This window comes from Bifidobacterium ruminantium DSM 6489, from assembly GCF_000770925.1.
Lineage (GTDB): Bacteria > Actinomycetota > Actinomycetes > Actinomycetales > Bifidobacteriaceae > Bifidobacterium > Bifidobacterium ruminantium.
The window spans coordinates 58,850-85,759 of sequence record NZ_JDTK01000005.1 but is presented as its reverse complement, the minus strand read 5'-3'; the positions used below and the strand labels follow the sequence as shown (position 1 = coordinate 85,759).

The following is a 26,910-nucleotide window of genomic DNA, read 5'->3' as shown; positions in this document are numbered from 1 at the left end:
TGTTTCAGGCTTGTTCACCGTGCGGCTCGCCGTCAGGCGGTCGCCTTCACCGTGCGCTGAAGATGTTGCAGCTGTGCGACCACCGTGTTGTCGGTGACCTCGTCACCCACCTGGATGCGCATGCCACCTATGACGGTCGGATCGACCACCGAGTTGATGTGCACCGGATGGCCGGTCTTCGCCGAATAGATGGCGATGAGCTTGTCAACCTGCTTCTTGCTCAGTGGCTTCGCCGTGGTGACGGTGACCATCGATTCGCCCATGTGACGGGAGAATTTGTTGATCAGCCACTGGATGGTCTGCAGATAACGGCGGTTGCGCAGATTGCAGGTCGCATGCTCGGCCAGACGCTTGGTCACCTTGTTGAAGTCCGCATTGCCGATCAGGCTGTAGAGCAGCTTGACGCGGGCTTCGGCAGGGACGGTGGTGTCATACAGCTTGCTGCGTACGACCGGAAGGTTGAGCAGTGCGGAATGCAGCTGGGCAAGCTCGATGGAGACCTGCAGAGTAGTATTCGTGTGGTCCGCGTAGTACATCATGCCATCCACACCGAAATCCTCGGTGGCGTTGGCGATGTCGGACACGCGGCTCCAACGGCGGGCCACCAGATCGGACATGATTTCCATCGTCAACGGATGGGCCTCATCTCCAATGAGGGTCTTGACTACCGCAACCTTGTCTTCGACTGGGCGCGACGGGTCGGTGAGGGCACGTTCAAGCTGGACGTTGTGGTCGAGCGCGTTGGTGATCGTGAACAGTTCGTTCCCGATGCGCCATGCGTCCTCGCCGCTGTCGCGCAGCCTGGGGGCCAGCGAGTCACGCGAAACGCGGTCTGCGATACGCGATGCTTCTCCTCGCATTGGTCACCTCCCTTTCTTGAAGGTTTCGATCACTTCTTGTCGCTGTCCAGATCGGCGATCATCTGATCGATCATCGTCGACTGCACGTCGTCGCTTTCCAGCTTGCTTCCCAGGATCTTGCCGGCCAGTGCCGTTGCCAGCACGCCGACCTCACCCTTCAGGCTCACCAGAGCCTGCTGCTGCTGCGATTCGATGGAACGCTGGGCTGTGGCGGTGATCTGCGCCGCATCGGCCTCCGCACGGGTGCGCGCGTCGGCGATGATGTGGGATGCCTCCGCACGAGCATCGTCGCGGATCTTGGAAGCCTCGACGCGTGCGTTGCTCAGCTGGGCATCGTACTTCGCCTTGGCTTCGTCGGCATCCTTCTGGGCCTGTTCGGCCTTGGCGATGCCGCCTTCGATCTTGGCTGCGCGCTCATCGAACACGGCCTGGAACTTCGGCAGGAAGAACTTGTAGAAGAACACGGCGACGATGATCAGAATGACCAACGACCAGAAAATGTCGTAGCTTTTCGGAAGGAACAGTTCCATCTCACTAGCTGCGGTCACCATAGTGTCTTCCTCCTTTCACGTTCGTTTGCGTCTTCGGTGTTTACCTTGGGGATCAAGTCTTACTTGATGAAGGCGAGCACGAAGCCGAGCAGTGCCAGCACCTCGACGAATGCCAGGCCCAGGAACATGAGGGTCTGCAGACGGCTGCCGAGCTCAGGCTGACGAGCGGTGCCTTCGATGGTCTTACCGATCAGGATGCCCAGACCGATGCCAGGGCCGATTGCGGCGAGGCCGTAGCCAACGACGTTCAGGTTGCCGGCAACCTCAGCGAGGGTAACGATATCCATGATTGTTTCCTTTCTGGTTATTGCTTGACAAGAAGCAACACTTAAAAAGCCGGTGGTCAGTCGATCTCCGGATAGCTCATATTGATGTATGCGGTGGTCAGGATGGCGAAGATGTAAGCCTGCAGGCAGGCGACCAGCGCCTCGAACAGGAACATGAACATGCCAGCCGCGAAGGTGATGATACCGAACGGCATCATCAGCTTGTTCACCACATCAACAAGGAAGAACTGCGTGGCCGAGAGGCACAACGCAAGGATCAGATGGCCCGAGACCATGTTGGCGAACAGTCGGATCGTCAACGAGAACGGGCGGATAATCAGCAGCTCAAGCAGCTGAATCGGGGACAGCAGAATATAGATCGGGGCCGGAACGCCCTTCGGGAAGATCTCGTCCCTCAGGAAGTGGCCAAGGCCCTTTTCGCGGATGCCTGCAATCCAGTACTGGCAGAAGCACCACATGGCGAACACCAGAGGCAGCGTGATGGACGCGCTTGCCGCGATGTTGAAGCCCGGGATGATGCCGCACAGATTGAAGACCAGCAACGTGCAGAACACGGTGGTGATCATCGGCACGTAACGCTTGCCACGCAGCTCGCCCATCACCTGATAGACGATGTTGTCGCGGACAAACTCGATCAGCCATTCGACTGCGCCCTGCCAACGGCTAGGGATGAGCTTTGCACGGCTTGCCGTAATTCCGAGAACCAGCAGCATGATGACGGTCGCAAGGATACGAACGAGGATGATGCGGTTGATGGCGAACGGCGTGCCTTGAAAAACAAACGGATCGGGAAGGAAGTCATTGATGCTCGGCATCTCTGGACCATCGGCGATGGCCAGCATGCCCTCTCCCAATGCACTAATCATTCACGCCTCCTGCTCTTGTGTCAGCTGTCAGTTTAGCCCAACAGCCGAGTCGAATGTGACGTTCCGGTTACCAAAACCGCAACGTCCTTCGGGAATATGTTAGCGCGCCCGTAAACGCGTTCGCATACAAGCCTCGAACGGCTGGATAGGATTATTAGCCCGCGTATAGACAACGCCCACATGCACGGACAATCCCTTACTACTGTAGGGCTCGAACCGGCGTTTCGCATTGGTTGCGATGAATGTCGCGATAATTAGACACCGCCGCGATTTCCGTCGATTCTTCCATTTAAATTGTGCGCTTTTCCATCGTTAAAACGTTTTACCAAGCATATCGCACGATACACGTCACGACAAAATATGCCGCGTCCCATGAAAGGACGCGGCATACAACGACGGAAGACACGTGGAATATGCGCGGGAATAAAGGAATAAATATGGAATCAGCCGCGGATGACGCCGTAGCCATCATGCGAGAACGGCGTGAACGCGTCGACGCGCGGCGAGCCTGGCTCATGACGGATCGACCGATCGGTGCCAAGCCTTTTCTCCGCACGGAGCCTCGGCACTTCGGCCAGATCGTACGGCGTGGTCTGATATACCCAATTCAGCCAATTGCGCCACAGCAGGTTGGCGTGGGCGCGCCAGGCGAACAGCGGTTCGAGCTTCGGGTCGTCGTGCGGGAAGTAGTTCTTGGGGAACGGCACGTTGGTCATGCCCTTCTTCATATCCCGCTCGTACTCCTCGGCAAGCGTGTACTTGCCATATTCCCAATGGCCGAGCGCGAACACTTCGGAGAAGTCGCGGGTGGCGATGAGCCCCGGGCCCGACTCCGGCCCCCACGTGAGCACCTGCAGCTCGGGATTGTGCGCGATGTCGCCCTCGTTCACTCCGGCCAGACGCGAATGCGGCTGCAGGCAAATCTCGTCGAAGCCGTTGGTGAGGAAGCAGTACTCGTCCTGCAGATACTGCGGGAACACGCCGAAGATCTTCTTCGGCAGCAGCTCCTTGCGCACACCATAACGGTAGTTGAGCGCACCCATCGCGCCCCAGCACAGATACATGGTGGAGAAGACGTGGGTGGAGGCCCAATCGAGGATCTGCTTGAACTCGTCCCAGTAATCGACCTGTTCGAAATCGAGATGCTCGACGGGTGCGCCCGTCACCACGAAGCCGTCATAATAATTGTCCTTGAACGTGTCGAGCGTCTCATAGAACTTGACCAAGTGGTCGGCGCTCACATGCGTGGCCTCGTGGGTGGAGGTCTTCATGAAATCGACTTCCACCTGCAGCGGGCTCTTGGAGATCAGGCGCAGCAACTGCGTTTCGGTCTCGATTTTCTTCGGCATGAGATTCAGGACCACCAGCTTGAGGGGGCGCACACGCTGACGCTCCGCTTCGGGCTTTTCGAGCGCGAAGATTCGCTCGGAGTCGAGGATGTCTCTGGCCGGAAGGCCACTGGGGATCTTGATAGGCATGTCTCCTATTATGGTGCGGGCACGGATATGGCGTATTCGGAAGTTTCCCGAAGCGAACTCCGGCGATATACGAAAAATGGATAACGGGTTATCCGGCATACCTTTTCACTGGGGACGAGGTATGCGACACGCCGATTTGACATTACTCACCATATCCGTAAAGTAATAAGAGCTGTCTCAAGGAAGACAAGCCGACGCGGGGTGGAGCAGCTCGGTAGCTCGCTGGGCTCATAACCCAGAGGTCCATGGTTCAAATCCATGCCCCGCTACTAATCAAAGCCTAGAAATCGTGCGGTTTCTAGGCTTTTTATTTTCTTCTTGCCCTACGCTAGAACGCGGATTTGGACAAATTCTGGACATACTATCGTCCACTCTTGCTCTTCTTGCTCTTTTCCTCGCTATCTGCACGTAACTTTTCATACTGCACTCGCTCTGCCTTAGTAGGACTTGCAAGCCTATCCGGTAGATCATTTACCGCAAGAATTGGCTCGATGTACAGCGAATATTTGTAATGTTGTTCATTTAACCCAAGCACTCTCTCGCATTCTTCCTCAAGCTGCGGCGGTATGGTTATGCCGTCTTCAAGAAGTAGGTGACGGATTCCATATAGATTCGTAACATTTGACTCCAGATAATCGAAAACACTGGAATAGATTTCCGCCGGACTGATACCGTATTCATCCTTTTCCGTAGACAATGAATACTTTAAGGAGCTTTCTGCAATCTCTTTTACCGTGTTCAAGCTTTTTTCTAGTTCGAGAATTCTATTCTGCTGGAATTCACCCATGGCTTTCCCCGCAACCATGCCCCGAAATTCGTCATCTAGAGGGAAACGATCAGGTTTGCTCTGGATATACTTCAGCAGCTCTCGTCCCACGAACCGAGAAGTCTCTTCGCTGGAGGGGCATCCTCCACGAACAGCGCCCCAATCGACGAACGGGATACTCGTTTCAGTCTTTCGGTGAATCCATTTAAGCCCGATCATTGCCCTTGCCGCTGTCATGAAATCTGGTGCGAATGGTGTAAAAGTCACCCACTTACCCTCAACTTTGAGCGCACAGACCCAACCATTTCGAAGCACATACCAGTTTTCACGTGCCATCATGTCTCTAGCCAATTCAGTGGACACTCGTTCGTTGTCGCTCCTTGCCAATGATCCTTGCACTTTCCTCGGAAAGAGAGTCGCACTCACATTCAGGCCGTCAACAAACTGTTCAAAGTCGTCCGGCCTTTCGAAATTCAGAACCTCCCTGCGCAAACGCCAAAGTTGCCTGTACCTCTTCAGCTCCGGCAATGGTATATCCACGTTCATGAGAATCCGAAGCACATCATCACCAGTGAGCTTTGATCGTCCTGTAAAGATGCTCTTGGTTCTATCTTTGCTGAATCCCAGCTGCTTACCTACATCTTGCAGCTGCATGTGCTTTGCTTCCGCATAGTTCCTTAGCGAAGCCACCAACATTTTGCTATCGATCTCCATACTCACCTCGGCCGTATCTTTTTTCAAATTTTGTTATCCCAATGATATCAAGGTCTCAAGCCACATCAGGTGTAATTTCTGCACTCGAAATTCGTCAAACCGAACTGCATGTTTTTAGATGGAATCACCGACGAACACGAACGAAAGGAGGTGAGCAACATGGCAAACACCACGGACCCGATTTTGCACGTAGAAATCGTGCAGGGTGTGAGCAAGGCGGGTAAGCCATACGAGTGTCTCGAAGTTCTTCTTGGAGAGGACTCCGTTGGCCGTCTCTTCCCAACTCCACTGGAAATGCGCTCTATCAAAGCCGCTCTGCAAGATGAATCAGACATGACGTTCTGATTTCTCCTCAATGGCTGTCCCGAAGTGCCGGAGCGAACCTCAGCTTCGGCACTCCATCTTCACTGTTTTCACATTTGTCATATTCGAACCAGTCCAAGGAGAACCAATGGATTTCATCACCAAAGCGCAACTGTTCGCACAAGACCACTTCATCGTCATTGCAATCGTTCTCTTCGCCCTCCTCGCTGTGTGCGCGTTCTTCATCGCACGTCACAACAGCCGTGCAGCCCGCAAACATGACACACTGTGCGCAAAACCACTCAGCCTGTCGCCAGACGAGGAGAAAGCAGTGAAGGTGAGGTACGCGAGGAAGCCCAAGCGCGTGATTTTCTTGCTACCCGCCGCACTCACTACAGACGAAGACGTGAATGCATGGGCAGATGCGGTTGCCCCACGTCTCGGCCACGCATTCCAAGCAGTGAACGTGGAGACAATCCCACAGGGACTGTTCTCAAGAGCAAAATACAGGGTCACATTCGCCCGATTAGAGGAGCTTCGATGAATATCTTCAGAAACCATCGGAAACTGCCGTCAGACCGATATTCTCTCGGTCTTGACATCGCCGACCCGAAGAGGACAGTCACAATCCCGCGATCTGCACATCTTGCCGTCATCGGAGAGTCCAACAGCGGCAAAGGTAGCGTCATCGCCAACATCATCTCTCAGGAGGTGGCATTCGGCGGAGAAATTTGGTTCATCGATCTGAAAGCAGGCATGGAAGCAGAGAACTACTGTAACGTGCTGGCCCGTAAAGCCTACACCCTCGAAGAAGCATATGATCTGCTGACTGATTTCAACTCGAATGTGGACACACTAGCCGCCGAATGGCGCGGCAAGACGCGCTCCCTCACCGACGCCCAGACATGCCACCGACTGCTTGTCATCGATGAAGCGGCGGACATGGTTCGATCGGGCCCGAACAAAAAGCTATCAGACTCGTGCATCGAGTTGGTGCGATCGATTCTCTCACGATCCCGCGCTCTAAACTGCACGGTCGTGGTAGCTACCCAGAACCCGCGGGTAAGCACCAGCTTGCCATATCGGAGCTTGTTGCTCACTACCGTGGCACTTCGATTGAACTCTAAAGGCGAAGCCACCATGGCGTTGGGTGAAGATGCAGTGAAGCGTGGAGCCCGCCCATGGCAGATACCTTTTTCTCGACCTGGCGATGGGTATTTGTGGGATACCGAGACTAATCAGACGGTCTATCTGCATGTTCCATTCATCAGTGACGAGGAGCTGCACCGGCTGCATCGGTGACTCGGCTGGCGATGGGCGAAGCGTCAGCGAAAGCCCAGACCCAGCAGAGTCGCCGCCTGAAAGGTGTATGGGGGCCTACTACGACTGCCCCCATACGAGATGTGAGATGCGAGAAAGGCGAGAATATGACCGACGATAATACGCAAACCAGCCTGAACGACAAGGGTCGGTATTGGGCGGGCTTGATCTACCCCGACAGCTGTCCCGATGACTGGAAAGCAACCATGCAAATGTCGGGTTTGCAGATACTGGTTTCGCCAGTCCATGACAAGGACATCGAGGATCCTAAGACTGGGAAGTTGAAGAAACCACATAGGCACGTTGTCGCAATGTGGACGAACACGACGACACGTCGCAATGCGACACGTTTCTTCGAGCAGTTTAATGGGCCGAAAACCATACTGCGAGTGGAAAGTCCGCGCGGAATGGCTCGCTACTTGGTCCATCTCGATAACCCTGAAAAAGTTCAGTATCTGCCGGAAGATGTGATTGAGATCAATGGAGCCGATTGGAAGAAAATCGCGCTCACAGATGAGGAACGACCAGAAGTTATGGAACTTCTGGAACTCATTGAGGAGTGGGAGGTGCATGGCTACTTTGAGTTGCTCAAGCTCTGCGAGCTCAAGAAACCGAAGTTACTACCGGTCGCAGCCAAAGCGACAACCTATTGCCGTGAAGTCATCTGGTCATATTGGCAGTTCAAAGAACGGAACTCGAAGTTCAAAGACGAATTAATGGAACGTCAGCGTGAAGAACTGCGGAGGAAGAAAGCCACTGAGCAGACGAAGCAGCGTGCGCGGAGAAAGAAGCTCGATCAGAGCGCTCGCAAATCTCGGAAAAATCGTCGAGTAAAAAACCAACCGCAAAAAAGCGCCAAGAAGCAGAGGAGGAAGAACCATGGCCACCGTGCCTAGCAGCGAAACCCCGTCAGATCGACTGAAGTTCTACGATGTGAACGATCTACGGCAGATGTTCCATGTAGGACGCAATAAGGCTCGCCTAATGATGGACGCGCTTCCCTCGATTCGAGTCGGCAGCAAGGACTACGTGACAGAGAGCGCTCTAAACGCGCACATCGCAGAGCATGGAGGCATTCTCGTGAAGTGGCCTAAGCGCAATCGTTAGGCCACTCATAGCACGAGGCTTACTTGTTGCTCTTTTTGATGTTGTCCTTGACACAGAGCATCACACAATTTTCAAGAATCGTCTTGCCGCCCTTGCTCCATGGGATATTGTGATCTGCTTGCATCTCGGAGAGCTCGAAGTGTTGCTGGCACAACGGGCAAATGCCCTTTTGCTTTTCGTAGGCAGCACGCCTATCTCGATCGGTGAATGCGCGAATATTCAGGACGCGTTCATGGCCGGTCAGCAAGTACTCGTATACGCCAGACTTTCGAGTTACGTCGTCGTCTGCCATCAACTCACTCACTCGATCTTCAAGTGCCTTGGGGTCGTACTTCTGCTCATGATACTGGTTATACCAGAGACCCCACGGAAGCCCTTTCATCTCTCGCCGATATACGGGGAAGAGTGATTCCGTCCACTCGATTACCGTACGGAAATAACTCCACAGCTCCTGAGCAGTCGGGTCATTCTGGTGCGCCGACATGTATCCATCGACCGTAGTGCCGTCACGGTCTGCGATCCATTCGATTGCTGTCTCAAGGATCTCTTGTCGGATACTCTCGCCCTTGACGTAACCGTTACAACCCTTGCTGTTCCCATAACGGGCCGCTGGGCAGTTTGTCTTCGAAAAATAACGTTTTGCGTCCGATACCCACGGCCCTGCATACACAGCATTGCGGAGCTCTTGATTAGTGAGCCGTTCTCCTGCAATGTTGATGGTCTTGAACCACTTGAGTTTCTCAGAGTCCGTGCCATCACAGATGTAGACGAGAAGTTCGTAATCAAGAATCCTCTCCTGAACGTCTTCGGGAAGGTTATCGAAGTTCATAGCATTGTTCTCGTACTTGATTGAGAAATTGCCATCGACGTATTCCATCAGGCTTATGGTGCGCTGTTGGCCATCAAGAACTTCATACGTGTCATCGCCTGTTTTAGCCCAATACATCACATTGAGCGGGAGCCCCTGCAATACGGTATCAATCACGGCATCACGCTTCGCGTCCTTGTAAACGAATTCACGCTGATAGCGGGGACGAATATCCAAGCGATCGTCATAGCCGACCACACCCTCTTCATCATCGTTCTCATAGTTTTCATATACGTCGCGAACCTTGATGCGGTTTTCAGTGATCTGCATTACTTTCCTTGCGCTTCTTCGAGAGTGACTGTTTCATAGGGGCGAGGTTCGGGGTGCAAGTTGCGGACAAGTATCCGCCCGAATTTCAGCTTGCCGTTGATGTATGGGCCGTCCTTACCAGTAGAGGACGGAATGCCGGCTAATCCCCGGATATTGCCAGCAAGTAGCCCGATAATCTCGAACTGATCCGGATTGAACTTGTCCATGAATGTGACGGGTACACCCATGATTCCCTCATAATCACAAGGAATATCAATCACCTTACCGACATTGATGGCTTCGTAATTGTCATACTTTGGGTAATCGTCGCGATTGTAACGCTTAACCAGAACTAGGTCTTCATGGCGCTTCTTGATGTCGAGATTGGTGTACCAACAGGCATTTCCCATGGATCGCCACTTCTGCCCGCTCTCATCTTGCCAATATCGCGTTTTACGCGGCTCATAGTCATCTGGAACCTTAAACGCCATATCGCCACAACCATAGCCCAGCCAGACTTTGTTATCCCGCAATAGGGGGAAGAACTCCTTATAGGTGATAGCGTTTTGGTTACCGATGATGATGAATTTCTTATCATGCTCCACAAGGGTAGACACGAATTCACGGAATTTCGAGAAAGGCGGATTGGTCACCACGATGTCCGCTTCATCTAGCAATCTCAGGCATTCTTCTGATCTGAAATCGCCGTTGCCTTCTAGACGTTCGCAAAGGTTCTCGCCCTGCTTGAACAATTCGGCCACGTCAACCATGCTGGTAGCACCATCACCATTGGCATCACGCACAGAAGTCACAACAGCCTTGTAAGGCGTGCGCCTTTCCTCTTCTGTGTCGTCACCGAAAAGCGTGAGCTCGTTCCCTGTTATCGGGGATCCTGAATAGCAAGTTGCAATGAGCTTCTTCAACTTCAGACGATTGAAATTTAAGCAGAAATATTTGAAGAAATTAGATTCGAATGGATCATCACAATTGCACAACACCGTCTTGCCCGCAAAATGCTTCCGATAATGTTTCAACTCAGATTCGATGTCTGACAACTGAGTGTAGAACTCGTCTTCTTTCGCCTGATTTGCTCGATTGAGAGGCGTAGCCATGCCTGTATCACCACCATCCATTCATTCTGATCGATTAATTATATACACCCTAGATCTTCAGCACTACCGATAACCCACTATTCCAACAGCTTGCCCATAAAATCGGCAGCCTTACGATCATTCTCGCCCACTTCTTCGGCATAGATATTCAGCGTTGTGTTCAAGCTCTCGTGCCCCAAGCGCGCCTGCACAGTCTTGGGATCCACTCCCCCCGCCACCAGCAGCGTGGCTTGAGCTCTTCGCAATGCCTGAAAGTTCGGGCCGATGTATCCCGACCGCTTCACTCGTTCTATTCCGCGACGATCGATATAGGTTGATTCGTGCGCGTAATGTGCCAGTCCCTCTTCAACATAGAATTTCCTCCTCCATCTGCTGAAGTTGTCAGGATCGAGGAAAACGCACAGATCATTACTGCATACTGGCGAGGATTCCTGCAAAGTAAGCCCCACTTCTGCAAATAGCCCTGCTTGCTTGGTCTTCCACTTCGTAAGGAATTCTACAGTCTGGTTATCAATAGAAATCGTGCGGCGAGACTTTGCTGTCTTCGGGTCTTTAAGTACTTTCTCCTTGCCGTACTGTTTACGAATCCGGAGACGTGCGTTCTCTAAATCAACATCCTCCCAGACAAGCGCCAGCGCTTCGCCGCGCCTTAAGCCAGTTGCCAGACCAAGCCAGACTGCCACAATCCGACCGTCTTGCGGCTCATTCTTAAGCTTGTGCACGAACTCCAAGGCCTGTTCTTTTGTAATTCGCGTTTCTTTGCGTTTCTGCGGACTTACCTTTGGACGTTTGATATCCTCTACGGCATCGCATGGATTACGCTCAATCAGTTCCTCGAGGTAGGCTTTGCGCATGATCTGCGCCAACTTCATATGCACCTTATGAATCGCGTCAGGCGATGCGTTGTCTTGCTCTGCCATGTGCAAGTATGCTTTCTCTATACGCTGTGCATCTAGATCCACTACGCGAACATCACCGAGAAACTTCACGATGCGATCAATCTCGTGCTGATCTCGTTCGATAGTCAGCGAAGACACCTTTCCGAGAGCCCTCCTCTTAGCTTGGAAATCGGTTGCATACTCTCCGACAGTAACGCTCTTCCCACTACGAGCATCTTCTAGCTCCTGCCTGTAAGCCACGAGAGCTGCTGTGGCTTCTGCCTTGTTTCCCTGAACCTTGCGACTCTTTGACCAGTGCCACGATTGGTGAGTATCGTCCGGTGCAAGTCGCACACGAATCGAATACCGCCGACCGCGCTCCAACTCTTTGATCTCTCCCGATGTCTCTCGCTTCGCCATCTTTGACCTCCTTCGTATGTATCCAGTGTATCATTTCTGGACAATTCTGGACATGGATGCAGTTGGACAAAAGTTGGACAAAGTCACCAATCACCATTAACAGAAATCAATGAATTACGGCGTTTCTAGGTCATTGTCAAGACCTAGAATAAACAATACCAAACTCGGATAAACTGTAGAAACGTGGGCTCATAACCCAGAGGTCCATGGTTCAAATCCATGCCCCGCTACCAATCAAAACCGGAAACCATATGGTTTCCGGTTTTTCTGTTATTTCGCCAAATCCAATCCCCTTTCGCATGAATCGCATGCCACCAGCGCCATCGGCTTGCCAATATCACTCGGAACCAATCGAATCATCGCCACCACCGCAGTAAAGCGATTGCACCATATGCGACTAAAGCATTTTACCAATCGTTAGTGAAGAATTTTATGATGGCCGCACGTGCGCTCACCATTAAATAAGGAGATCACGGGATGAACACCGATACCTCTATAATCGGCTACATGGAAGAAGAAACATCAAGCGCGAAAACGCGCACAAAGACAACCGCAAAAAAGACAGATAAGACATCAGCCAAAACAACGGCGGCGAAAACGGCAAGGACCACCGTGAAAGCAGCCAAGAAGCCGGCAAGCAAACGCACCTCCAAGCCGAAAACAGCAGCGACGCGAACCATCGGCGAAACCCCCGCACCAGTCATCAAGCGCACCAGCCCGGAGCAGTTCGGCCGCGTGAACGTCCTGGACATCACCCCGAACGCCGAAAATGGCCTGTATCCGGCCCGTGCGGAGCTCGGCGAAGCCTTCAAGGTCACCGCGCAGGTGTTCATCGAGGGGCGCACCAAGGCGGGAGCCACCGTGTCCGTGCGCAATACGCGCGGCACCGAGAAGGCGCGCTTCCCCATGACCTGCACCAACCCCGGCCTCGACCGCTGGGAGGCAATGGTCAGGATCGGCGAGCACAGCGACCTGAAGCCATGGGACGACGGCTACGCCGAGATCAAGCGCCAGCTGGGCGAATGGCACATCGTGGTCGAAGGCTGGGAAGATACGTACGCTTCCTGGCTGCACGACGCGCAAATCAAGGTCGAGGTCGGCGACGATGTGGAGAACGCGCTGGAATCCGGCGCGCAGCTGCTGGAACGTTGGGCTGGCGCACGCGATTCCAAGCTGACCGCCGACGACAAGAAGACGCTGCGCGAAGCCGCGAAGACCGTTGCCGACAAGTCGCTCGACGCGACCGCGCGTCTTGCCGCAGCGACCACCGACGCAATCGCAAGCCTGCATGAAACCAATCCGCTGCGCGACGGCCTGAGCGCGTCGAATCCGCAGCGCTTCCGCGTGGAGCGTCCGAAGTCGAGCTTCGCCGCATGGTACCAGTTCTTCCCGCGTTCCGAAGGCGCGTATTTCGACGCCGACGGCAAGATCGTGCAGGGCACGCTGAAGACGGCGCTGTCCGGCCTCGACCGCGCGAAGGCCGAAGGCTTCGACATCGTGTACCTGCCGCCGATCTTCCCGATTGGCGTGACCAACCGCAAGGGCCGCAACAACACGCTGATTGCCGGACCGCACGATCCGGGCTCCCCGTTCGGCATCGGCTCCGAGCTGGGCGGCCACGACACCGTCGACCCGCTGCTCGGCACCATGGACGATTTCAAGGCGTTCTGCGCGCACGCGCATGAGCTGGGGCTGGAAGTGGCACTCGACTTCGCGCTGCAGTGCTCGCCGGACCATCCGTGGGTCAAGCAGCATCCGAACTGGTTCCACACCAAGCCGGACGGCACGATCGCATTCGCCGAGAATCCGCCGAAGAAATACCAGGACATCTATCCGATCGACTTCAACGCCGACATGGAGGGCATCGAGGCCGAGGTTGAACGCATCATGGACCTGTGGGTCAAGGCCGGCGTGACGATCTTCCGTGTGGACAATCCGCATACCAAGCCGGTGCGGTTCTGGCAGGATGTGATCGCCGCGGTCACCAAGAAGCATCCCGAGGTGCTGTTCCTCGCCGAGGCGTTCACCCGTCCGGGCATGATGCGCGCGCTGAGCTACGCCGGATTCACGCAGTCGCACTGCTACTTCCCGTGGCGCAATTCCAAGGAGGAGCTCGAGGAGTACCTGGCGGAGACCAACGGAGACGAGGGCTTCTACCAGCACAACACCTTCTGGCCGTCCACGCCGGACATCCTGACCGCCTATCTGCGCGACAACGGCATCGCCGGCCACGCGGTGCGCGCGGTGCTCGCCGCGATGGGCTCTCCGAGCTGGGGCATCTACAACGGCTATGAGCTGATCGAGAACAAGCAGCGTCCGGGCTTCGAAGAGCAGATCGACAACGAGAAGTACGAAGTCAAGGTGCGCGATTGGGACGAGTCCGACAAGTACGGCATCGCCGAGCTGCTCACCTCGCTCAATAGGATCCGCGCCGAGCATCCGGCATGCCGCAGCTATCACAACCTGCACATCCTGCCGAGCGACGATGCGGGCGTCATCGCGTTCCTGCGCCAGACCCCGGCCGAACTGACCGGCACCGGCAAGGCGGATACGGTGATCGTGGTGGTGAATCTCGACGGCCACAACGCGCACCAGTCCATCGTGCACATCGAACTGCCCGACTTCGGTTTCGCCACCGACAAGCCGCTCAAGGTACGCGAAGAGCTGACCGGACGCGAGTTCGATTGGGGCTGGGACAACTACGTCTCGCTGGCACCGTGGGCCGACGTGGCGCACGTGCTGACGGTGGTCGAGGACTGATTTTCGGCCCGGCCGACTTTAACAAGAGCGCGGGCAGACCATTCAAATGGCTCACCCGCGCTTCACATGCACCTCGCTATTGATAGCTCCGTGGCTCTATCAGCAATCGGCATCAGAGGAAGACAGCACCCCGTCTGACATAAGGTATAGATGATCCGCGATTTGAGACAGCTCATCGCTATGATGACTGGCAATCAATACGGTTCGACCCATATCACGCTGACGCTTCATCTCCTCCAGAAACACCGAGACAGAATGCTCATCAAGGCCATTAGTCGGTTCATCGAGCAAAATCAAAGGTTGATGTTCCATCAATGCCTGCACAATCGCCAGCTTTTGCCGCATACCCAAAGAGTAAGATCGCACTTGTTCGTGCGCGTGGTTCCGTAAACCAAATAAGTCCAGCAAACGCATGATCTCATCCTGATCAAAGGCGTGGTTGATGTCGGCAAGATACCGAAGATTCTCCATAGCACTCTGGCTGGGAATGAATCCAGGATTCTCGATAATTACTCCTACGGATTCAGGTAATTTCTTATTGAATTCCACGGGTTTACCATCAATGCTCACCGTACCATTATCCGGCCGGATAAAACCGCAAATCGCGCGCAACAGCATTGTTTTTCCTGACCCATTAGGACCAACAATGCCGTAGATGTTACCCCGTTCGAATTCAGCATTCACGTCACGCAATACCACTTTGCGTTTGATGGTTTTTGTAAGATGACGGATCTTGACATACATTTTGTCATTCCTCCTTTGCATTGCGCCATATTGCAATCAACACTTTGTTTTACTGGAACTCAATACATTTCCACATGCTCAAAAACAATGAGATTCACCATAGCGAGCGCCAAAAAAAAAGAACCGTCAAAACAGGTACCCAACATGGGAGGATGCCAATCCACGAGGATATCAACCATCGTCGAACCCCATCTAACGAAAGCAAGGCAGTATACAGCGCAGCAGCTGTGGCATAGCCCATCACCCGGCAATTCAGCAAATAACCAATATTGATGATGAGCATCAGTACGGCAAGCGTCAAAGCCGCACAAATCGCAGTCATCAACAGACATTCCTGCCGATCCCTAGAAACAATCATTACCGCGATAATTAACTGCACACCGGCGAACAGGGCACAGTAGCACAGCAGCAGCGCACAATATCGACAAAAATGAGACCATCCTCGACGACTTCTGACATACACCAGATAATCAGGAATCATCAGATATTCAGAGCACTGTTCCAAGGCAAGCGCTATTCCCCCGACCATAAACAGCAACGGATACATATTCAAGGTAAGATCCGGATGACTCATTGCAGGAGCAATGCGAAACATCCCCATAAAGATACCTGTATCCTGCGCACTGTAGTAAAAGCGTGAAGCGAATATGGCGTAAATGACGAATATCAGCATCCGCAGACCTTTTTTACGGCCACAAACCTGTCCGATGCGACATATAGCATGCATTAGTTTTTCAGCCGATCTCTGGAGTTGAACGCCACGATACAGGCCATAATGAGCAATGAGCAGAATCCAAAGCATGGAATGACTTGGCAGATAACAATATCTGACCAGTCTGGACTGATCGGGTACCAAAAATAGAACATCATACGAGCTGCTCCATCAACCAACGGAGTCAATAACCACTGCGCAATAGCAAAAAGCGCAATCAGCACCGCGGCGACATGTTCCATGACTAATCCCATGTAGCTCAGCAATAGCTGGACCAAGCCTATTGAAATATTCATCATCAAGCATTGAACTACTAGCATTGCAGTCAAAGACCCATGCAGAACAGATGCAGATTGTCTTTTAATGACAAATTCCATGACAGCAAAAACAAGGCCACCATATGCGGCGCATATGCAAGACATCATGTTCAGCCATATAACATTTTCACCAAGCTCGTCACGGGGATTCCGACGCACCAATTCAAACGTCCTAAATCGAACACGGCCCAAACACATTGCCATCAAACAAATCGGAAGTACTGTGGCCGAAGCTCCCTGCTTCATAAATCCGATGTAGTCAGATACGAAATCGTGAGGGTCGAATAATAATGAAATGCCATACGCAAATCCCACCACCATAACCAATATGGCACTGATTCTCATACCAATGGTGGAATACCGTACGGAAGCAAAACCATCACAAAGCATCACGATACCTTTCCACACACGCCAGTACGGTAGACAATGCAAGTAAGAGCGCCGTCGAAAGCACAATGCCCACATAATTTTGCCAACGCACAGAATGGTCTGCACCTGGAGCAAAGTCCAGAAAGATAACATGGCTCCACTGGTCCGGTATCTTACCCCCCGTAAGAGAAGGAAGCATCCACCATACAAGACTCAGTACGAACGGAACCAACACTTCCGTATATTTGCGTTGCATGAAAAAGGACACGCCAACGGCCACCGTGGAGAAAAGTCCGGCAATCACAAATATCAACAACACCACGCATAGTATGCATAACACCTGATTGAACTCATACAACGGATATATCCAAGAATCAGAAGAAATCAAAATATATTTGCTGCTATATACGCGCCCTCGCGCATCCGCTGATACACCATCGATAAAATTCAAATGAGGATTGCGCATAGCAGCTATTGATAGATTCGCAATCATCGGCATTATTCCACCCACACCACCAAGTACGAATCCAGATGACATCGCAGTCGTTACAAAACGTCCTCGTCCTTCTCGAATCACGACCATGGGGAGCCGCCCGGCGTGCCGTTCCAACGATACGACGCTACCTCCTAAGAGAGCAGATAGGAAAGGCAGCAACAGCAGATACATGCCACCGCCTGTCCCGTATTGACTGAATAGCATCACATCCCGTAGCAATGTAGATTCGCTCGAGGGAATGACATAACTCGCCCTATACGTGGTTAGATATTGGACAGCGACCAACATACAGGATATGACGATTACACCAATCATCCGGACACTTCGCAGTTGCCCAACCAACTGATTTCTCATCAACCGCCAATCCATCAAGACCCCTTCGTCTTCCCGAATCCAAACAGCGTGGCGTAGAAGAGCAATCTTCTACGCCACACAACCATGCTCAGTTATCGGGGCTCCATTTACCCGATGTTTCCGTTGCACCAGAGTACGCATGCGCCGCTTGCAAACGCATATGGACCTGTTTCTTACCGAAATTCTTATATACTTGGTTGGTGACCCAACCCTCTTGGCCTGAAGTAAGAGTTACAACGCCGGATTCCACATCTTCATTTGCATACCCAAGCATCCACGCACGTATCGTCCGATCACCAGACACATGATCAGCTTTAATATAGCCATTTGAAGCATCTTGTTTTTGACAATTTGGCGTATCTGCCGTATTCCAACCTGTAAGATATGCGCTCCATGATGTTTTTCCTACATTCCCAGCAAACGCCGGTGTTATAAAACAACAAGAAGCAGCCACAGCTGCTGCAACTGCAACCACTCGGCCTGCAATACGTGATTTCATCGTTGAAACCTTTCTCTGCTATGTTAATAAAGACAAAGGCAATAATAAGATAATTCAAGGAAGCCAGTTCATCTTATGTAATGAAATTCTTTATGCATTCCACAAAGAACAGATCCACTTAGGAATTCCAGATGGGCAATTCACAACTCTAGAAACAGACAAATATGACATTCGCCCATCCCAACTGTTGAACACGGAAACATTGTCGACATTCCCTCCCATCAACATCACAGCCATCATTCCTAATGCGATCTCTCTCATCTATATATCTTTTCTCATAATTGTGTTGAATCCACTTGAAGTTTTAATCTGTTTCCGCAATAACAAAACAAGGCAATGTAAAGATTTTCATCACATCGCACCATGGATTGAGTGGCCCACGACTACACTCACGTCATATGGCTAAAGACATTTCCATCGCCGTTCTGGACAATGACTCATGGAGCTTACGGGCAATCGCGCGGTGGATTGACGGCAGCTCACCTTTGTATCATGTCATCTGGCAAACCACTTCTGCGGCAGAAGCGATCCATCGATGTATATACACCAACGACAAGCCAAATGTTCTCTTGCTTGACATGGCGTTGAACGATGCTACTGGCATATCCGTATGCACTCAGATACGAAAACGAACCGCCGACATCGGCATCATCGGCATCACTGCATATGATCCTGAACGGTACAAGACTGATTTAGCGCTTGCCGGCGGTCAAGCTCTTATCGCCAAAGAAAACTTGGCACATGTCTGCAATAAAGTACTGCCCATCGTGGCACAAGGCAAATCCGCTGAACCAAATTCGTTCCCAACCACAAAACAAGCGCATGACATACTGGCAGAACAACCTTCTTCATTCTCTCAGATCAAGCAGCTCAGCCCGCGAGAACTTCAAGTGCTTCGCCTTTACACGCAAAATAACAATACTTCAGAAATTGCTTCGCAACTTGGCATTTCTTCCAATACCGTATTTTCTTACATTCACAGAGTCTCGAAAAAAATAGGCGCAAAGAATAGATCAGAGATAATTCGACTATGCAAAAAATACGACATTTTATAAAATCAATCAAAAAACAATACTGCGAAGTGAATCGCAATTTATCAAGAAGATTATCCCTATGCATAGCTTTTCCACTGTTTCTACTGTATTCCTTAGAACTTATCAGCGGGTACTACCATCAATTCACAGTATTCTCCATTATTTTCATCTGTGCAGAACTATGTTCAATCGTTCTTTTTATTCAATTCCCCTACACAGGATCAATAATAATCATCATATTGTGGATTACTGCAGTTAGCATAAAACCAGTACTGCCCTACTCCTTTGTATTCGCGGGACTGTCCGCCACGGTAATTCTCGGATATATCAATATCCCTTCAGCAATCAGCATCCTCTTGTTCGCCACAGGCATCTTATTTTTCCAACCTCATACAGACAAGAGCGCACTCGTCATGTTCGATACTACGTTCTTGACCCTAGCCATAATCGGGTGCGCCATTCGTCTCCATCAGAATCAAAAACGCGCCATCAATCAACTGACCATCCACAAATGGAAGGAAGAAATCGCAGAAGAGTTGCACGACATCGTATGCAACGATCTTACCTACGCAATCCACCAAATAAACCTTTTAAAGAATGAAAATCCAAACAGTCAGAGAAACCCTGAGATCGCAGAAAACATGGCATTACTTGACATCAGAGATAGTCTCATAGAGGCATTGAGTTGTTCAAGGACCGCCATAACCACACTCCGCAAAGACGATGGCAGTTGCTCCACATCCGAAATCGATATCACCACAATCAACATCATCGAACTGCTAGAACAAGAACGTATGAAACTCGCCAAGGCTGGTTTCGACGGCATTATTGCAGCGGACGGATCCGACAGCCTGACAACAACACCTGGCAAAAGCATTATCATCAAGCAGCTCATCAAAGAAATCTTCGGCAATATACTCAAACATGCGGATCCCTCACATGGCTATGTCATCACTGCGTATGTCAACGCCAGCACATTACATATCAGCGCCAGCGATACGCCTCTTTTAAAGAACAGCACCTCAAAGCATCCGCAAGACAATGCCACCAACAATCAATTTGGCAATGGCACAGGCATACGCTCATATCAAACACGACTCGCGGCATTAGGCGGCGAATTATCCGCCTCCGCCTCCGATGACCAGTGGACGCTGGAAGCCGCCATACCTTTAATGGACACCGACCACACCGATGGCCACCATTCAGCTGGACGAATGCGAATTCGGTTGGATTGAGCAACCACCTTGCCAACCGACGACGCACTATATACCCGCCCAACGATGGTGGAATATCCGCAGGACGGTCTTACAGCATACCGTGATACCGCAATGACTACAATCGCTCACCTAATCACTCAGGCTTAGTTTCAACGTTTGTAAGATTACGGAGTTTTCTACCATAAGCTTATGGTAATTGCATCATGTCTATCAACCCCGCTCGCGCCTTATTTTTCCGATGAAGGCAAAAGACTTATCAAAACGTCGAAAATGCACTTTCATGATACGGGCTGCTCTGCTATCTCCTGAAATAACAAATCGGCAACAGTTCCTTGCCAGTCCGCACCTAGGTGCGTGACGAACTGACCGGACGCGAGTTCGATTGGGGCTGGGACAACTACGTCTCACTGGCACCGTGGGCCGACGTGGCGCACGTGCTGACGGTGGTCGAGGACTGAGTGAGTTTGGATGCTAGGCACTCTGCCTAGCACCCAGCCAGCGCAAAACACATAGATCAAGGGCGGGTTGAAGACGTTTCTCACGTTTTCAACCCGGCTTTGTGCATTCCGTAGGTGGTTTTTTGATTCCGTAGGTGCTCTCCGGTCAATCCACGCAAACAGAATGGCTGAAATCAAGCCTTTTTGCCGCAGGGATACCAGAGCCAACCACCTACGGAAGAGCAAAACCACCTACGGAATTGTTCTTCCAACGTTCCAAGGCAGGATAGTCAATCACAATCGGCCAAAAAGATGTTGACCAGCGAGCGCATCACGCCTTATCTCCCCAGCACTGAGCACCATTCATATAGGTATCCGGAAAATGGTGCCGATATGGCGCGAAAGCGGGTATTCTAAGTAACGAACTACTGCTGATCATTCGATCAAGGAGAAAACAATGGCAGAAACCTTCAACGTCGTGGTGGAGATCCCGCGCGGTTCCAAGAACAAGTACGAAGTGGATCACGAGACCGGTCGCGTGTTCCTGGACCGTACCCTGTTCACCTCCATGGGCTACCCGGATGACTACGGCTACATCGACGGCACCCTGGGCGAGGACGGCGATCCGCTCGACGCTCTCGTCATGATCCCGAACTCCGTGTTCCCGGGCTGCGTGGTGGAATGCCGCGCCGTCGGCCTGTACCACATGGTCGACGAGGCCGGCGGAGACGACAAGGTGCTGTGCGTGCCGGCTGACGTCCGCTTCGACGACATCAAGGACGTCGATGACGTATCCGAGTACCACAAGGCTGAAATCAAGCACTTCTTCGAGCAGTACAAGGCTCTGGAACCGGGCAAGGAAGTCAAGCCGGGCGACTACTGGACCGGTGCCGCCAAGGCCGAGGAGGAAATCGTCGCCGCTCGCAAGCGCCTCGCTGAGGCGTGAAGCTGACAGCGCGGTGCGCTGTCAGTAGCCGAAGTGAGCAGCTATGCTGCGAAGCCGCATGCGCAGCATGCGGAAGCGAGAAGTGAGTCGAAATAATTCCGACTCGACGATAGACGATAACAAGCCGCTCTTGTTTCAAGGGCGGCTTGTGCGTTATAGTGGTCTCTTGTAATTTTCGGCATGCGAACAGTATTCGCTGAATTCAAAGCCCGCTGGACGTCACATATCACATCCGCGTGCGGCAGTTCTGTGTCGGTACTCCTAGGCGTAGGCGGAACGCAATCCGTCGAGGCCCATCCCGTGGGGAGACCGGCGGGATGAACCTTTTCACCAGCTATGCTCATTCAGATTCTGCTTATTGGCGTGTCCGTGTCCATGGACGCGTTCGCTGTCTCCATTGGCAAAGGCCTGACCGTCAAGAAGCTTCGCGGCGTCGATGCGTTCAAAACCGCCCTGTGGTTCGGCGGATTCCAAGCGCTTTTCCCTCTGCTCGGCTATTTCGCGGCCAGCACGTTCAGCAAATACGTGACCGCAGTGGATCATTGGATCATTTTCGGCCTGCTTGCGCTGATTGGCGGCAATATGGTCCGCGAGGCGTTCGAGGAAGACGAGGAGAATGCCAAGGAGACCCCCGAATTCGATTGGCGCCACATGCTGCCGCTCGCCGTGGCCTGCAGCATCGACGCGTTCGCCGTCGGCGTGAGTCTCGCGTTCATGACGCTCAACATCTGGCTGTCGGTGGTCATCATCGGCATCACCACCGGTCTGTTCTCCGCGGCCGGCCTAATCATCGGCCGCTTGTTCGGCTCGCGCTGGCAGAAGCCGGCGCAGATCGCAGGCGGTGTCGTGCTGATTCTCATCGGCCTGAAGGTGCTGCTCGAGCATCTCGGCTTCATCGGTTGATAATTCGGCCACAGCAAACGCAAAAGCCCGTAATCGCAATCGATTACGGGCTTTCCTTGTCATAGGGGCGTTATCGGCCGTCTACCACCGTCCATCAAAGCTTCCGTCAGAACGTCACGGCGGCAAACGCGGCGATACCCACCGCCGCACCGGTCAGCATGACCGGCAGCAGCGCAATGCCGATCCACGGGGAGCGCGCATCGGGCTCCGGGTCGGCGTCGCGATACCAGAAGTACGAGCACACGCCGAGCACCACGGCCACCAGCAGCGCCACGATAGCGGCGATGGCCCACGTCATGGTGACCGGACCGACGAACGTGCCATCGGCTCCGGCCGCTACGGATGCCGCGATGGCCTTGTCATGCGTCGTCGGCAGCAACGTCGGCAGGAAGCACCAGCCGGCGCTGGCGATCATGGCGGCGCCCTCAACCACGCCGTGCGACAGCGAACGAATCAGGTGCGTGCGGTTCTCACGTGCCATCTGACGGCCGAACGACACAATGACCAGCACGATCAGCAGTCCGCCGACGCCGGCGATCCAGCCTTCCTCCATGGAGAAGTTCCTGGAACCATCCACACCGGCGGGGAAAATCGCACGTCCCAACATCATCGTCGTGGCGCACACCACCGACAGCAGGCCTGCCACAACGGCGATCACATGTCCGGCAGCGCCGTCATGGAACGGACTGAACGCCACCAGCAGCGCGATCATCGCCAGCGAGCCGATGACGGAGAACGACACCACGGCCGGCTTGGCCGGATCACCATATGTGATGCCGGGAATCAGCGCGAGCGCGACCAGCACCACGTACGCGACGATCTGAATCGCCAGAACCTTTCCGAAGGCGACCTTCGACGCAGGTTTCCGGACAGCGTCCTTCACAGCGGCCATCCTCGACCCCCTTTTCATATTATGGTCAATACGTATGCAATATGAATAAATGTAGCCGTATGTGTCCACATACTTCGGCTACAATCGACGAAACGCCGATAACACATTTCGCGTGTACAATCGCGGCAACAGTATAAGACAAAGGGAGCTGACGTGACGGATCTTACGCTTATGACGTTCGCTAGCGACCCAGCTACCGTCCTGCCTTCGTTGGCGTTGCTCTCCCACCGCGTGCGCGTGCTGCCGATGGATGCGGCCAGCCTGGTGAAGATGCCGGAGAACACCATTCTGTTTCTTGACGCCCGCGACGATCTGGCCACCGCGAAAACGCTGTGCCGGCTGATTCATGCGTCCGGCCTGTCCACGCCGATTGTGCTTATCCTCACCGAAGGCGGCTTCACCGTGGTCAATTCGCAGTGGGGTATCGCCGACGTGGTGGTGGCCACGGCATCTCCGGCCGAGGTGGAGGGGCGCCTGCGTCTGGTCTCCGAACGCGGCAACGCGCCGGTCAACACGCTTGCGGGGCATGGCGATCAGGGTGTTCAGGATGAGGATGGTCTGATTCGTTCCGGCGATCTGGTGGTGGACACTAACGGCTATACGGCCAGTCTGCATGGTCATCCGATCGATCTGGCGTACAAGGAATTCGAACTGCTCAAATACCTGGTGCAGCATCCCGGCCGCGTGTTCACACGCGCGCAGCTGCTGCAGGAGGTGTGGGGCTACGACTATTACGGCGGCACCCGCACCGTCGACGTGCACATCCGTCGTCTGCGCGCCAAGTTGGGCGGCGAATACGAGCACCTCATCGGCACCGTGCGTAACGTCGGCTATCGTTTCGATCCTCCGGAGGAGAACGAGCATGAGACCACGGCCAAGGACGCGGCACGCGACGATGATGGCGAGACCGGCGAGAACTAGGTTTTCCTGCGATTGCGTCATCCGTTCTGCCGATTTATGTCGGCTCATGTTGGTTTCCGCCGATTCCGACTGTTCTGTTGGCTTCGAAGGTTCCGCTGGTTTCCGTATACGAAGGGTGAACTGAAGGCATGCCTCGGGAATCGAAGAAGGCGCGGATCGCGCGCATGCACGGCGAATACGAGCTGCTGTGCAAGGAGATTCCCCACCCGAAATGCGCGTTGGATTTCCATTCGCCTTTCGAGTTGCTGGTGGCTACGGTCCTCAGCGCGCAGACCACCGACAAGCGCGTGAACACGGTCACGCCGGAACTGTTCGGCGAATATCCCGGACCGGCCGAATTGGCTGCCGCGAACCCCGAACATGTCGAGGACATCATCCGCACCATCGGCTTCTTCCGTACGAAAACACGCAATATCATCGGACTTTCGCATGAATTGTGCGAACGATTCGATGGCGAGGTTCCAGCCGACATGGCTTCGCTGGTCTCCCTGCCGGGCGTGGGGCGCAAAACCGCGAATGTGGTGCTTGGCAACGCGTTCGGCGTGCCCGGATTTCCCGTGGACACGCATGTGATCCGGGTGACGGGACGTCTGCGGTGGCGTTCCGATTGGGCGTCCCCCTCCCCCGATCCAGTGGCCATCGAACGTGAGATCACCGCCTGCTTCCCGCCCGAGGAGTGGACAGATCTGTCCCACCGTTTGATACTGCATGGCCGTGTCATCTGCCACGCGCGAAAGCCGGATTGCGCCGATTGCCCGCTCAACGACACGTGTCCGAGCGCGTTCGCCGTGTAATCGTCCTATCCACTGTGTTCGTCGCGTCCACCGCATTCACCGTGTTCACTGGGTGAATCGCACGCATCGTCCGCCGTATGCTCATCCACCAGCCAGAACGGACCGTGTAGCGCGCGTCAACTAGACTCGGGTGCATGGATGAAAACGGGCGGAAGCGCAATCTCAAGGACGAAGCCACGCGATGGCTGATATTCCTCGGCGTCGCGGCGGTGCTCAGCGTGATGCTGTGGCTGGGACTGTCGCTGGTCGAGCACAAGAACCCGATCACATCCTTCGGCACGCTCTCCTCCAATTCGTCCGTGACGATCGGCATCGAAGGCAAGGCGCCGGAATCGCTTGACATCCGCACCGAACAGGGCACCGCCGTGGAGCAGGCGCTGCTCGGCAACGTGTACGAGACGCTGGTGTCCCGCAGCGACACCAACAAGCTGCAGCCGGGGATCGCCTCCTCCTGGCAAATCTCCGACGACGGCCTGACCTATACGTTCGCGCTGCGCGACGGCATGACCTTCTCCAACGGGCACAAACTCGACTCGTCCGACGTGGTCTGGTCGTTGCAGAACACCATCAACAACCATTACGCGGGCTCCGACCAGCTCGGCGACCTGAAGGAGATCACCAATCCGAACGCGGACACGGTGTCCGTCACGCTGTCCAAGCCGAATCCGCGGCTGCTGCGCGCGCTGGCCGGCCGCGCGGGCGTCGTGTACGACCAGGAGAACAAGGCGGACTACGCCAAAACGGCGGTCGGATCGGGACCGTTCACCGTATCCGACGCGTCGAAATCGCAAATCGTGCTGCAACGCAACGACTCGTATTGGGGAAGCAAGGCCGTCTCATCGCAGGTGACCCTGTATTACTACGGCGACGAGGATGCGATGGCGAACGCCATGAAGGCCGGGAAAATCGACATGGCATTGCCGCTCAGCGCGTCAGCCGCCGACGGACTCGGCAAGACCGACGGCATCTCGACGGTCAGCGGCATCAGCTTCGACAAGGTGCTGCTGGCGTTCAACAACGATGGGAACAGCCCCTTCTCCGACGAGCAGATCCGTAAAATGACGCGGTACGCCATCGATGCGCAGTCCATCGCCAAGAACAGCCCGGACGCCTATGCCGTGCTGGGCGGGCCGATCAGCCCGCTCGAGGACGGCTATGAGGATCTGAGCGGACTGTACCCCTACAATCTTGAACAGGGACAGCAGATGCGCTCCTACTTCGGCGCGAACTACATCGCCCCGATCGACATTCTGGTGCCGAAGCAGTACAAGAGCATCGGCGACACCGTGAAAACCGCAATCGAAAGCCTCAACGTCGGCGCCAATCTGGAGGTGCTCGATTCCGCCGCGGAAGTGACGGAACGCATGAACGCGGGCACGTACAACATCGCGCTGACCACCATGAGCGACGAAGGCGACGCGAACGTCTTCGCGAGCGGCCAATCAGTGTTCCATTTCGAGAACGGCGACGCGCAGCAAGCCTACGCCAACGCCATGGCCGCCACCAACGACAACGATTACCAGGCGCGCATGCACGATTACGCGCGCATCGTCAGCGAGGACGCCGCCAGCGATTGGCTGTACACGCGCAAGAACTTCATCGCTGTGTCCGACCAGCTGCAGGGGTATCCGAAGAATCTGACCGACCGGCTGCTGCCGTTGAGCAAGGTGAGGCTGGGCTAGAGGCAGCGCCGTTTTTGCTGCGGATTTTCCGCGATTTGCATGCGATTCCGGCAT

Annotated in this window: 27 protein-coding genes, 1 tRNA gene and 1 pseudogene; 14 read left to right on the top strand and 15 right to left on the bottom strand. The window is 53.8% G+C overall.

The window, feature by feature from the left end:
- Window positions 1-32: 32 nt before the first annotated feature.
- The 5 genes from OU26_RS03800 to OU26_RS03780 all read right to left on the bottom strand — a co-directional run bounded on the left by OU26_RS03800 (window position 33) and on the right by OU26_RS03780 (window position 4,042).
- Entirely contained in the window at window positions 33-860 is an 828-nt protein-coding gene (locus tag OU26_RS03800) for a F0F1 ATP synthase subunit delta (protein ID WP_026646858.1), read from the bottom strand.
- A 29-nt stretch (window positions 861-889) separates the two neighbouring features.
- Complete coding sequence (locus OU26_RS03795; RefSeq protein WP_026646857.1) at window positions 890-1,411, bottom strand: F0F1 ATP synthase subunit B; 522 nt, start codon at window positions 1,409-1,411, stop codon at window positions 890-892.
- Window positions 1,412-1,470: 59 nt separating this feature from the next.
- Complete coding sequence (gene atpE / locus OU26_RS03790) at window positions 1,471-1,698, bottom strand: ATP synthase F0 subunit C (RefSeq protein ID WP_003809874.1); 228 nt, start codon at window positions 1,696-1,698, stop codon at window positions 1,471-1,473.
- Window positions 1,699-1,754: 56 nt separating this feature from the next.
- On the bottom strand, window positions 1,755-2,564 hold the full coding sequence (gene atpB, locus OU26_RS03785) for a F0F1 ATP synthase subunit A (protein ID WP_026646856.1): 810 nt from the start codon (window positions 2,562-2,564) through the stop codon (window positions 1,755-1,757).
- A 443-nt stretch (window positions 2,565-3,007) separates the two neighbouring features.
- The gene (locus tag OU26_RS03780; RefSeq protein ID WP_026646855.1) at window positions 3,008-4,042 is read right to left on the bottom strand and encodes a homoserine O-succinyltransferase; all 1,035 of its coding nucleotides are present in this window, start codon (window positions 4,040-4,042) and stop codon (window positions 3,008-3,010) included.
- A gap of 195 nt (window positions 4,043-4,237) precedes the next feature.
- On the opposite strand from OU26_RS03780, the gene OU26_RS03775 reads away from it, so the two are divergent.
- Window positions 4,238-4,311, top strand: a tRNA-Met gene (locus OU26_RS03775).
- 92 nt (window positions 4,312-4,403) lie between these two features.
- Here the strand turns inward: OU26_RS03775 and OU26_RS03770 are convergent.
- On the bottom strand, window positions 4,404-5,522 hold the full coding sequence (locus tag OU26_RS03770; RefSeq protein ID WP_026646854.1) for a hypothetical protein: 1,119 nt from the start codon (window positions 5,520-5,522) through the stop codon (window positions 4,404-4,406).
- Between the two features lie 159 nt (window positions 5,523-5,681).
- On the opposite strand from OU26_RS03770, the gene OU26_RS03765 reads away from it, so the two are divergent.
- The 4 genes from OU26_RS03765 to OU26_RS03750 all read left to right on the top strand — a co-directional run bounded on the left by OU26_RS03765 (window position 5,682) and on the right by OU26_RS03750 (window position 8,041).
- On the top strand, window positions 5,682-5,867 hold the full coding sequence (locus OU26_RS03765) for a hypothetical protein (protein WP_004219163.1): 186 nt from the start codon (window positions 5,682-5,684) through the stop codon (window positions 5,865-5,867).
- Between the two features lie 106 nt (window positions 5,868-5,973).
- Window positions 5,974-6,369, top strand: coding sequence for a hypothetical protein (locus OU26_RS03760; RefSeq protein WP_004219162.1), 396 nt, complete (start codon window positions 5,974-5,976; stop codon window positions 6,367-6,369).
- Window positions 6,366-7,127, top strand: a complete 762-nt coding sequence (locus tag OU26_RS03755; RefSeq protein WP_004219161.1) for a P-loop NTPase family protein — start codon at window positions 6,366-6,368, stop codon at window positions 7,125-7,127. Before OU26_RS03760 ends, OU26_RS03755 begins: the two co-directional genes overlap by 4 nt.
- Window positions 7,128-7,252: 125 nt before the next feature.
- Window positions 7,253-8,041, top strand: a complete 789-nt coding sequence (locus tag OU26_RS03750) for a Rep family protein (protein WP_237743841.1) — start codon at window positions 7,253-7,255, stop codon at window positions 8,039-8,041.
- Window positions 8,042-8,271: 230 nt separating this feature from the next.
- Here OU26_RS03750 and OU26_RS03740 read toward each other — a convergent pair whose 3' ends face one another.
- The 3 genes from OU26_RS03740 to OU26_RS03730 form a co-directional block, all read right to left on the bottom strand.
- A complete protein-coding gene (locus tag OU26_RS03740; protein WP_004219156.1) occupies window positions 8,272-9,390 on the bottom strand; it encodes an HNH endonuclease family protein in 1,119 nt (372 codons plus the stop codon).
- On the bottom strand, window positions 9,390-10,481 hold the full coding sequence (locus OU26_RS03735) for an adenine-specific methyltransferase EcoRI family protein (RefSeq protein WP_004219155.1): 1,092 nt from the start codon (window positions 10,479-10,481) through the stop codon (window positions 9,390-9,392). The genes OU26_RS03740 and OU26_RS03735 overlap by 1 nt, the downstream gene beginning before the upstream one ends.
- A 77-nt stretch (window positions 10,482-10,558) precedes the next feature.
- Entirely contained in the window at window positions 10,559-11,779 is a 1,221-nt protein-coding gene (locus OU26_RS03730) for a tyrosine-type recombinase/integrase (protein ID WP_004219153.1), read from the bottom strand.
- A gap of 507 nt (window positions 11,780-12,286) precedes the next feature.
- On the opposite strand from OU26_RS03730, the gene OU26_RS03725 reads away from it, so the two are divergent.
- On the top strand, window positions 12,287-14,539 hold the full coding sequence (locus tag OU26_RS03725; RefSeq protein ID WP_026646852.1) for an alpha-1,4-glucan--maltose-1-phosphate maltosyltransferase: 2,253 nt from the start codon (window positions 12,287-12,289) through the stop codon (window positions 14,537-14,539).
- Window positions 14,540-14,638: 99 nt separating this feature from the next.
- Here OU26_RS03725 and OU26_RS03720 read toward each other — a convergent pair whose 3' ends face one another.
- From OU26_RS03720 to OU26_RS09840, 5 genes are all read right to left on the bottom strand, one after another.
- Window positions 14,639-15,283, bottom strand: a complete 645-nt coding sequence (locus OU26_RS03720) for an ABC transporter ATP-binding protein (protein WP_026646851.1) — start codon at window positions 15,281-15,283, stop codon at window positions 14,639-14,641.
- Window positions 15,284-15,377: 94 nt separating this feature from the next.
- Complete coding sequence (locus tag OU26_RS09420; RefSeq protein ID WP_237743842.1) at window positions 15,378-16,085, bottom strand: hypothetical protein; 708 nt, start codon at window positions 16,083-16,085, stop codon at window positions 15,378-15,380.
- The gene (locus tag OU26_RS03710; RefSeq protein ID WP_011743727.1) at window positions 16,010-16,702 is read right to left on the bottom strand and encodes a hypothetical protein; all 693 of its coding nucleotides are present in this window, start codon (window positions 16,700-16,702) and stop codon (window positions 16,010-16,012) included. Before OU26_RS03710 ends, OU26_RS09420 begins: the two co-directional genes overlap by 76 nt.
- Window positions 16,692-17,546 carry a hypothetical protein gene (locus OU26_RS03705; RefSeq protein WP_026646850.1) on the bottom strand — a complete coding sequence of 285 codons (855 nt, stop codon included), beginning with the start codon at window positions 17,544-17,546 and terminating at the stop codon, window positions 16,692-16,694. Before OU26_RS03705 ends, OU26_RS03710 begins: the two co-directional genes overlap by 11 nt.
- Before the next feature lie 73 nt (window positions 17,547-17,619).
- Window positions 17,620-18,030, bottom strand: a complete 411-nt coding sequence (locus OU26_RS09840; RefSeq protein WP_081815661.1) for a hypothetical protein — start codon at window positions 18,028-18,030, stop codon at window positions 17,620-17,622.
- Window positions 18,031-18,428: 398 nt separating this feature from the next.
- On the opposite strand from OU26_RS09840, the gene OU26_RS03700 reads away from it, so the two are divergent.
- From OU26_RS03700 to OU26_RS03685, 5 genes and pseudogenes are all read left to right on the top strand, one after another.
- Window positions 18,429-19,085, top strand: coding sequence for a response regulator transcription factor (locus tag OU26_RS03700; RefSeq protein ID WP_026646849.1), 657 nt, complete (start codon window positions 18,429-18,431; stop codon window positions 19,083-19,085).
- Window positions 19,086-19,303: 218 nt separating this feature from the next.
- The gene (locus OU26_RS03695) at window positions 19,304-20,299 is read left to right on the top strand and encodes a sensor histidine kinase (protein ID WP_237743843.1); all 996 of its coding nucleotides are present in this window, start codon (window positions 19,304-19,306) and stop codon (window positions 20,297-20,299) included.
- Window positions 20,300-20,631: 332 nt separating this feature from the next.
- A pseudogene (locus OU26_RS10675) lies at window positions 20,632-20,739 on the top strand (hypothetical protein); the annotation flags it as partial.
- A gap of 436 nt (window positions 20,740-21,175) precedes the next feature.
- The gene (locus OU26_RS03690; RefSeq protein ID WP_011743733.1) at window positions 21,176-21,664 is read left to right on the top strand and encodes an inorganic diphosphatase; all 489 of its coding nucleotides are present in this window, start codon (window positions 21,176-21,178) and stop codon (window positions 21,662-21,664) included.
- Between the two features lie 336 nt (window positions 21,665-22,000).
- Entirely contained in the window at window positions 22,001-22,567 is a 567-nt protein-coding gene (locus OU26_RS03685; protein WP_026646931.1) for a manganese efflux pump MntP, read from the top strand.
- A 106-nt stretch (window positions 22,568-22,673) separates the two neighbouring features.
- Here the strand turns inward: OU26_RS03685 and OU26_RS03680 are convergent, their stop codons facing one another.
- Complete coding sequence (locus OU26_RS03680; RefSeq protein WP_026646930.1) at window positions 22,674-23,459, bottom strand: hypothetical protein; 786 nt, start codon at window positions 23,457-23,459, stop codon at window positions 22,674-22,676.
- A 153-nt stretch (window positions 23,460-23,612) separates the two neighbouring features.
- Between OU26_RS03680 and OU26_RS03675 the strand changes: the two genes are divergently transcribed.
- The 3 genes from OU26_RS03675 (at window position 23,613) to OU26_RS03665 (ending at window position 26,856) form a co-directional block, all read left to right on the top strand.
- Complete coding sequence (locus OU26_RS03675; RefSeq protein WP_081815670.1) at window positions 23,613-24,380, top strand: winged helix-turn-helix transcriptional regulator; 768 nt, start codon at window positions 23,613-23,615, stop codon at window positions 24,378-24,380.
- Between the two features lie 128 nt (window positions 24,381-24,508).
- Entirely contained in the window at window positions 24,509-25,174 is a 666-nt protein-coding gene (gene nth, locus OU26_RS03670) for an endonuclease III (RefSeq protein ID WP_026646928.1), read from the top strand.
- A 134-nt stretch (window positions 25,175-25,308) separates the two neighbouring features.
- Window positions 25,309-26,856, top strand: a complete 1,548-nt coding sequence (locus tag OU26_RS03665) for an ABC transporter substrate-binding protein (protein WP_026646927.1) — start codon at window positions 25,309-25,311, stop codon at window positions 26,854-26,856.
- Window positions 26,857-26,910: the final 54 nt, after the last annotated feature.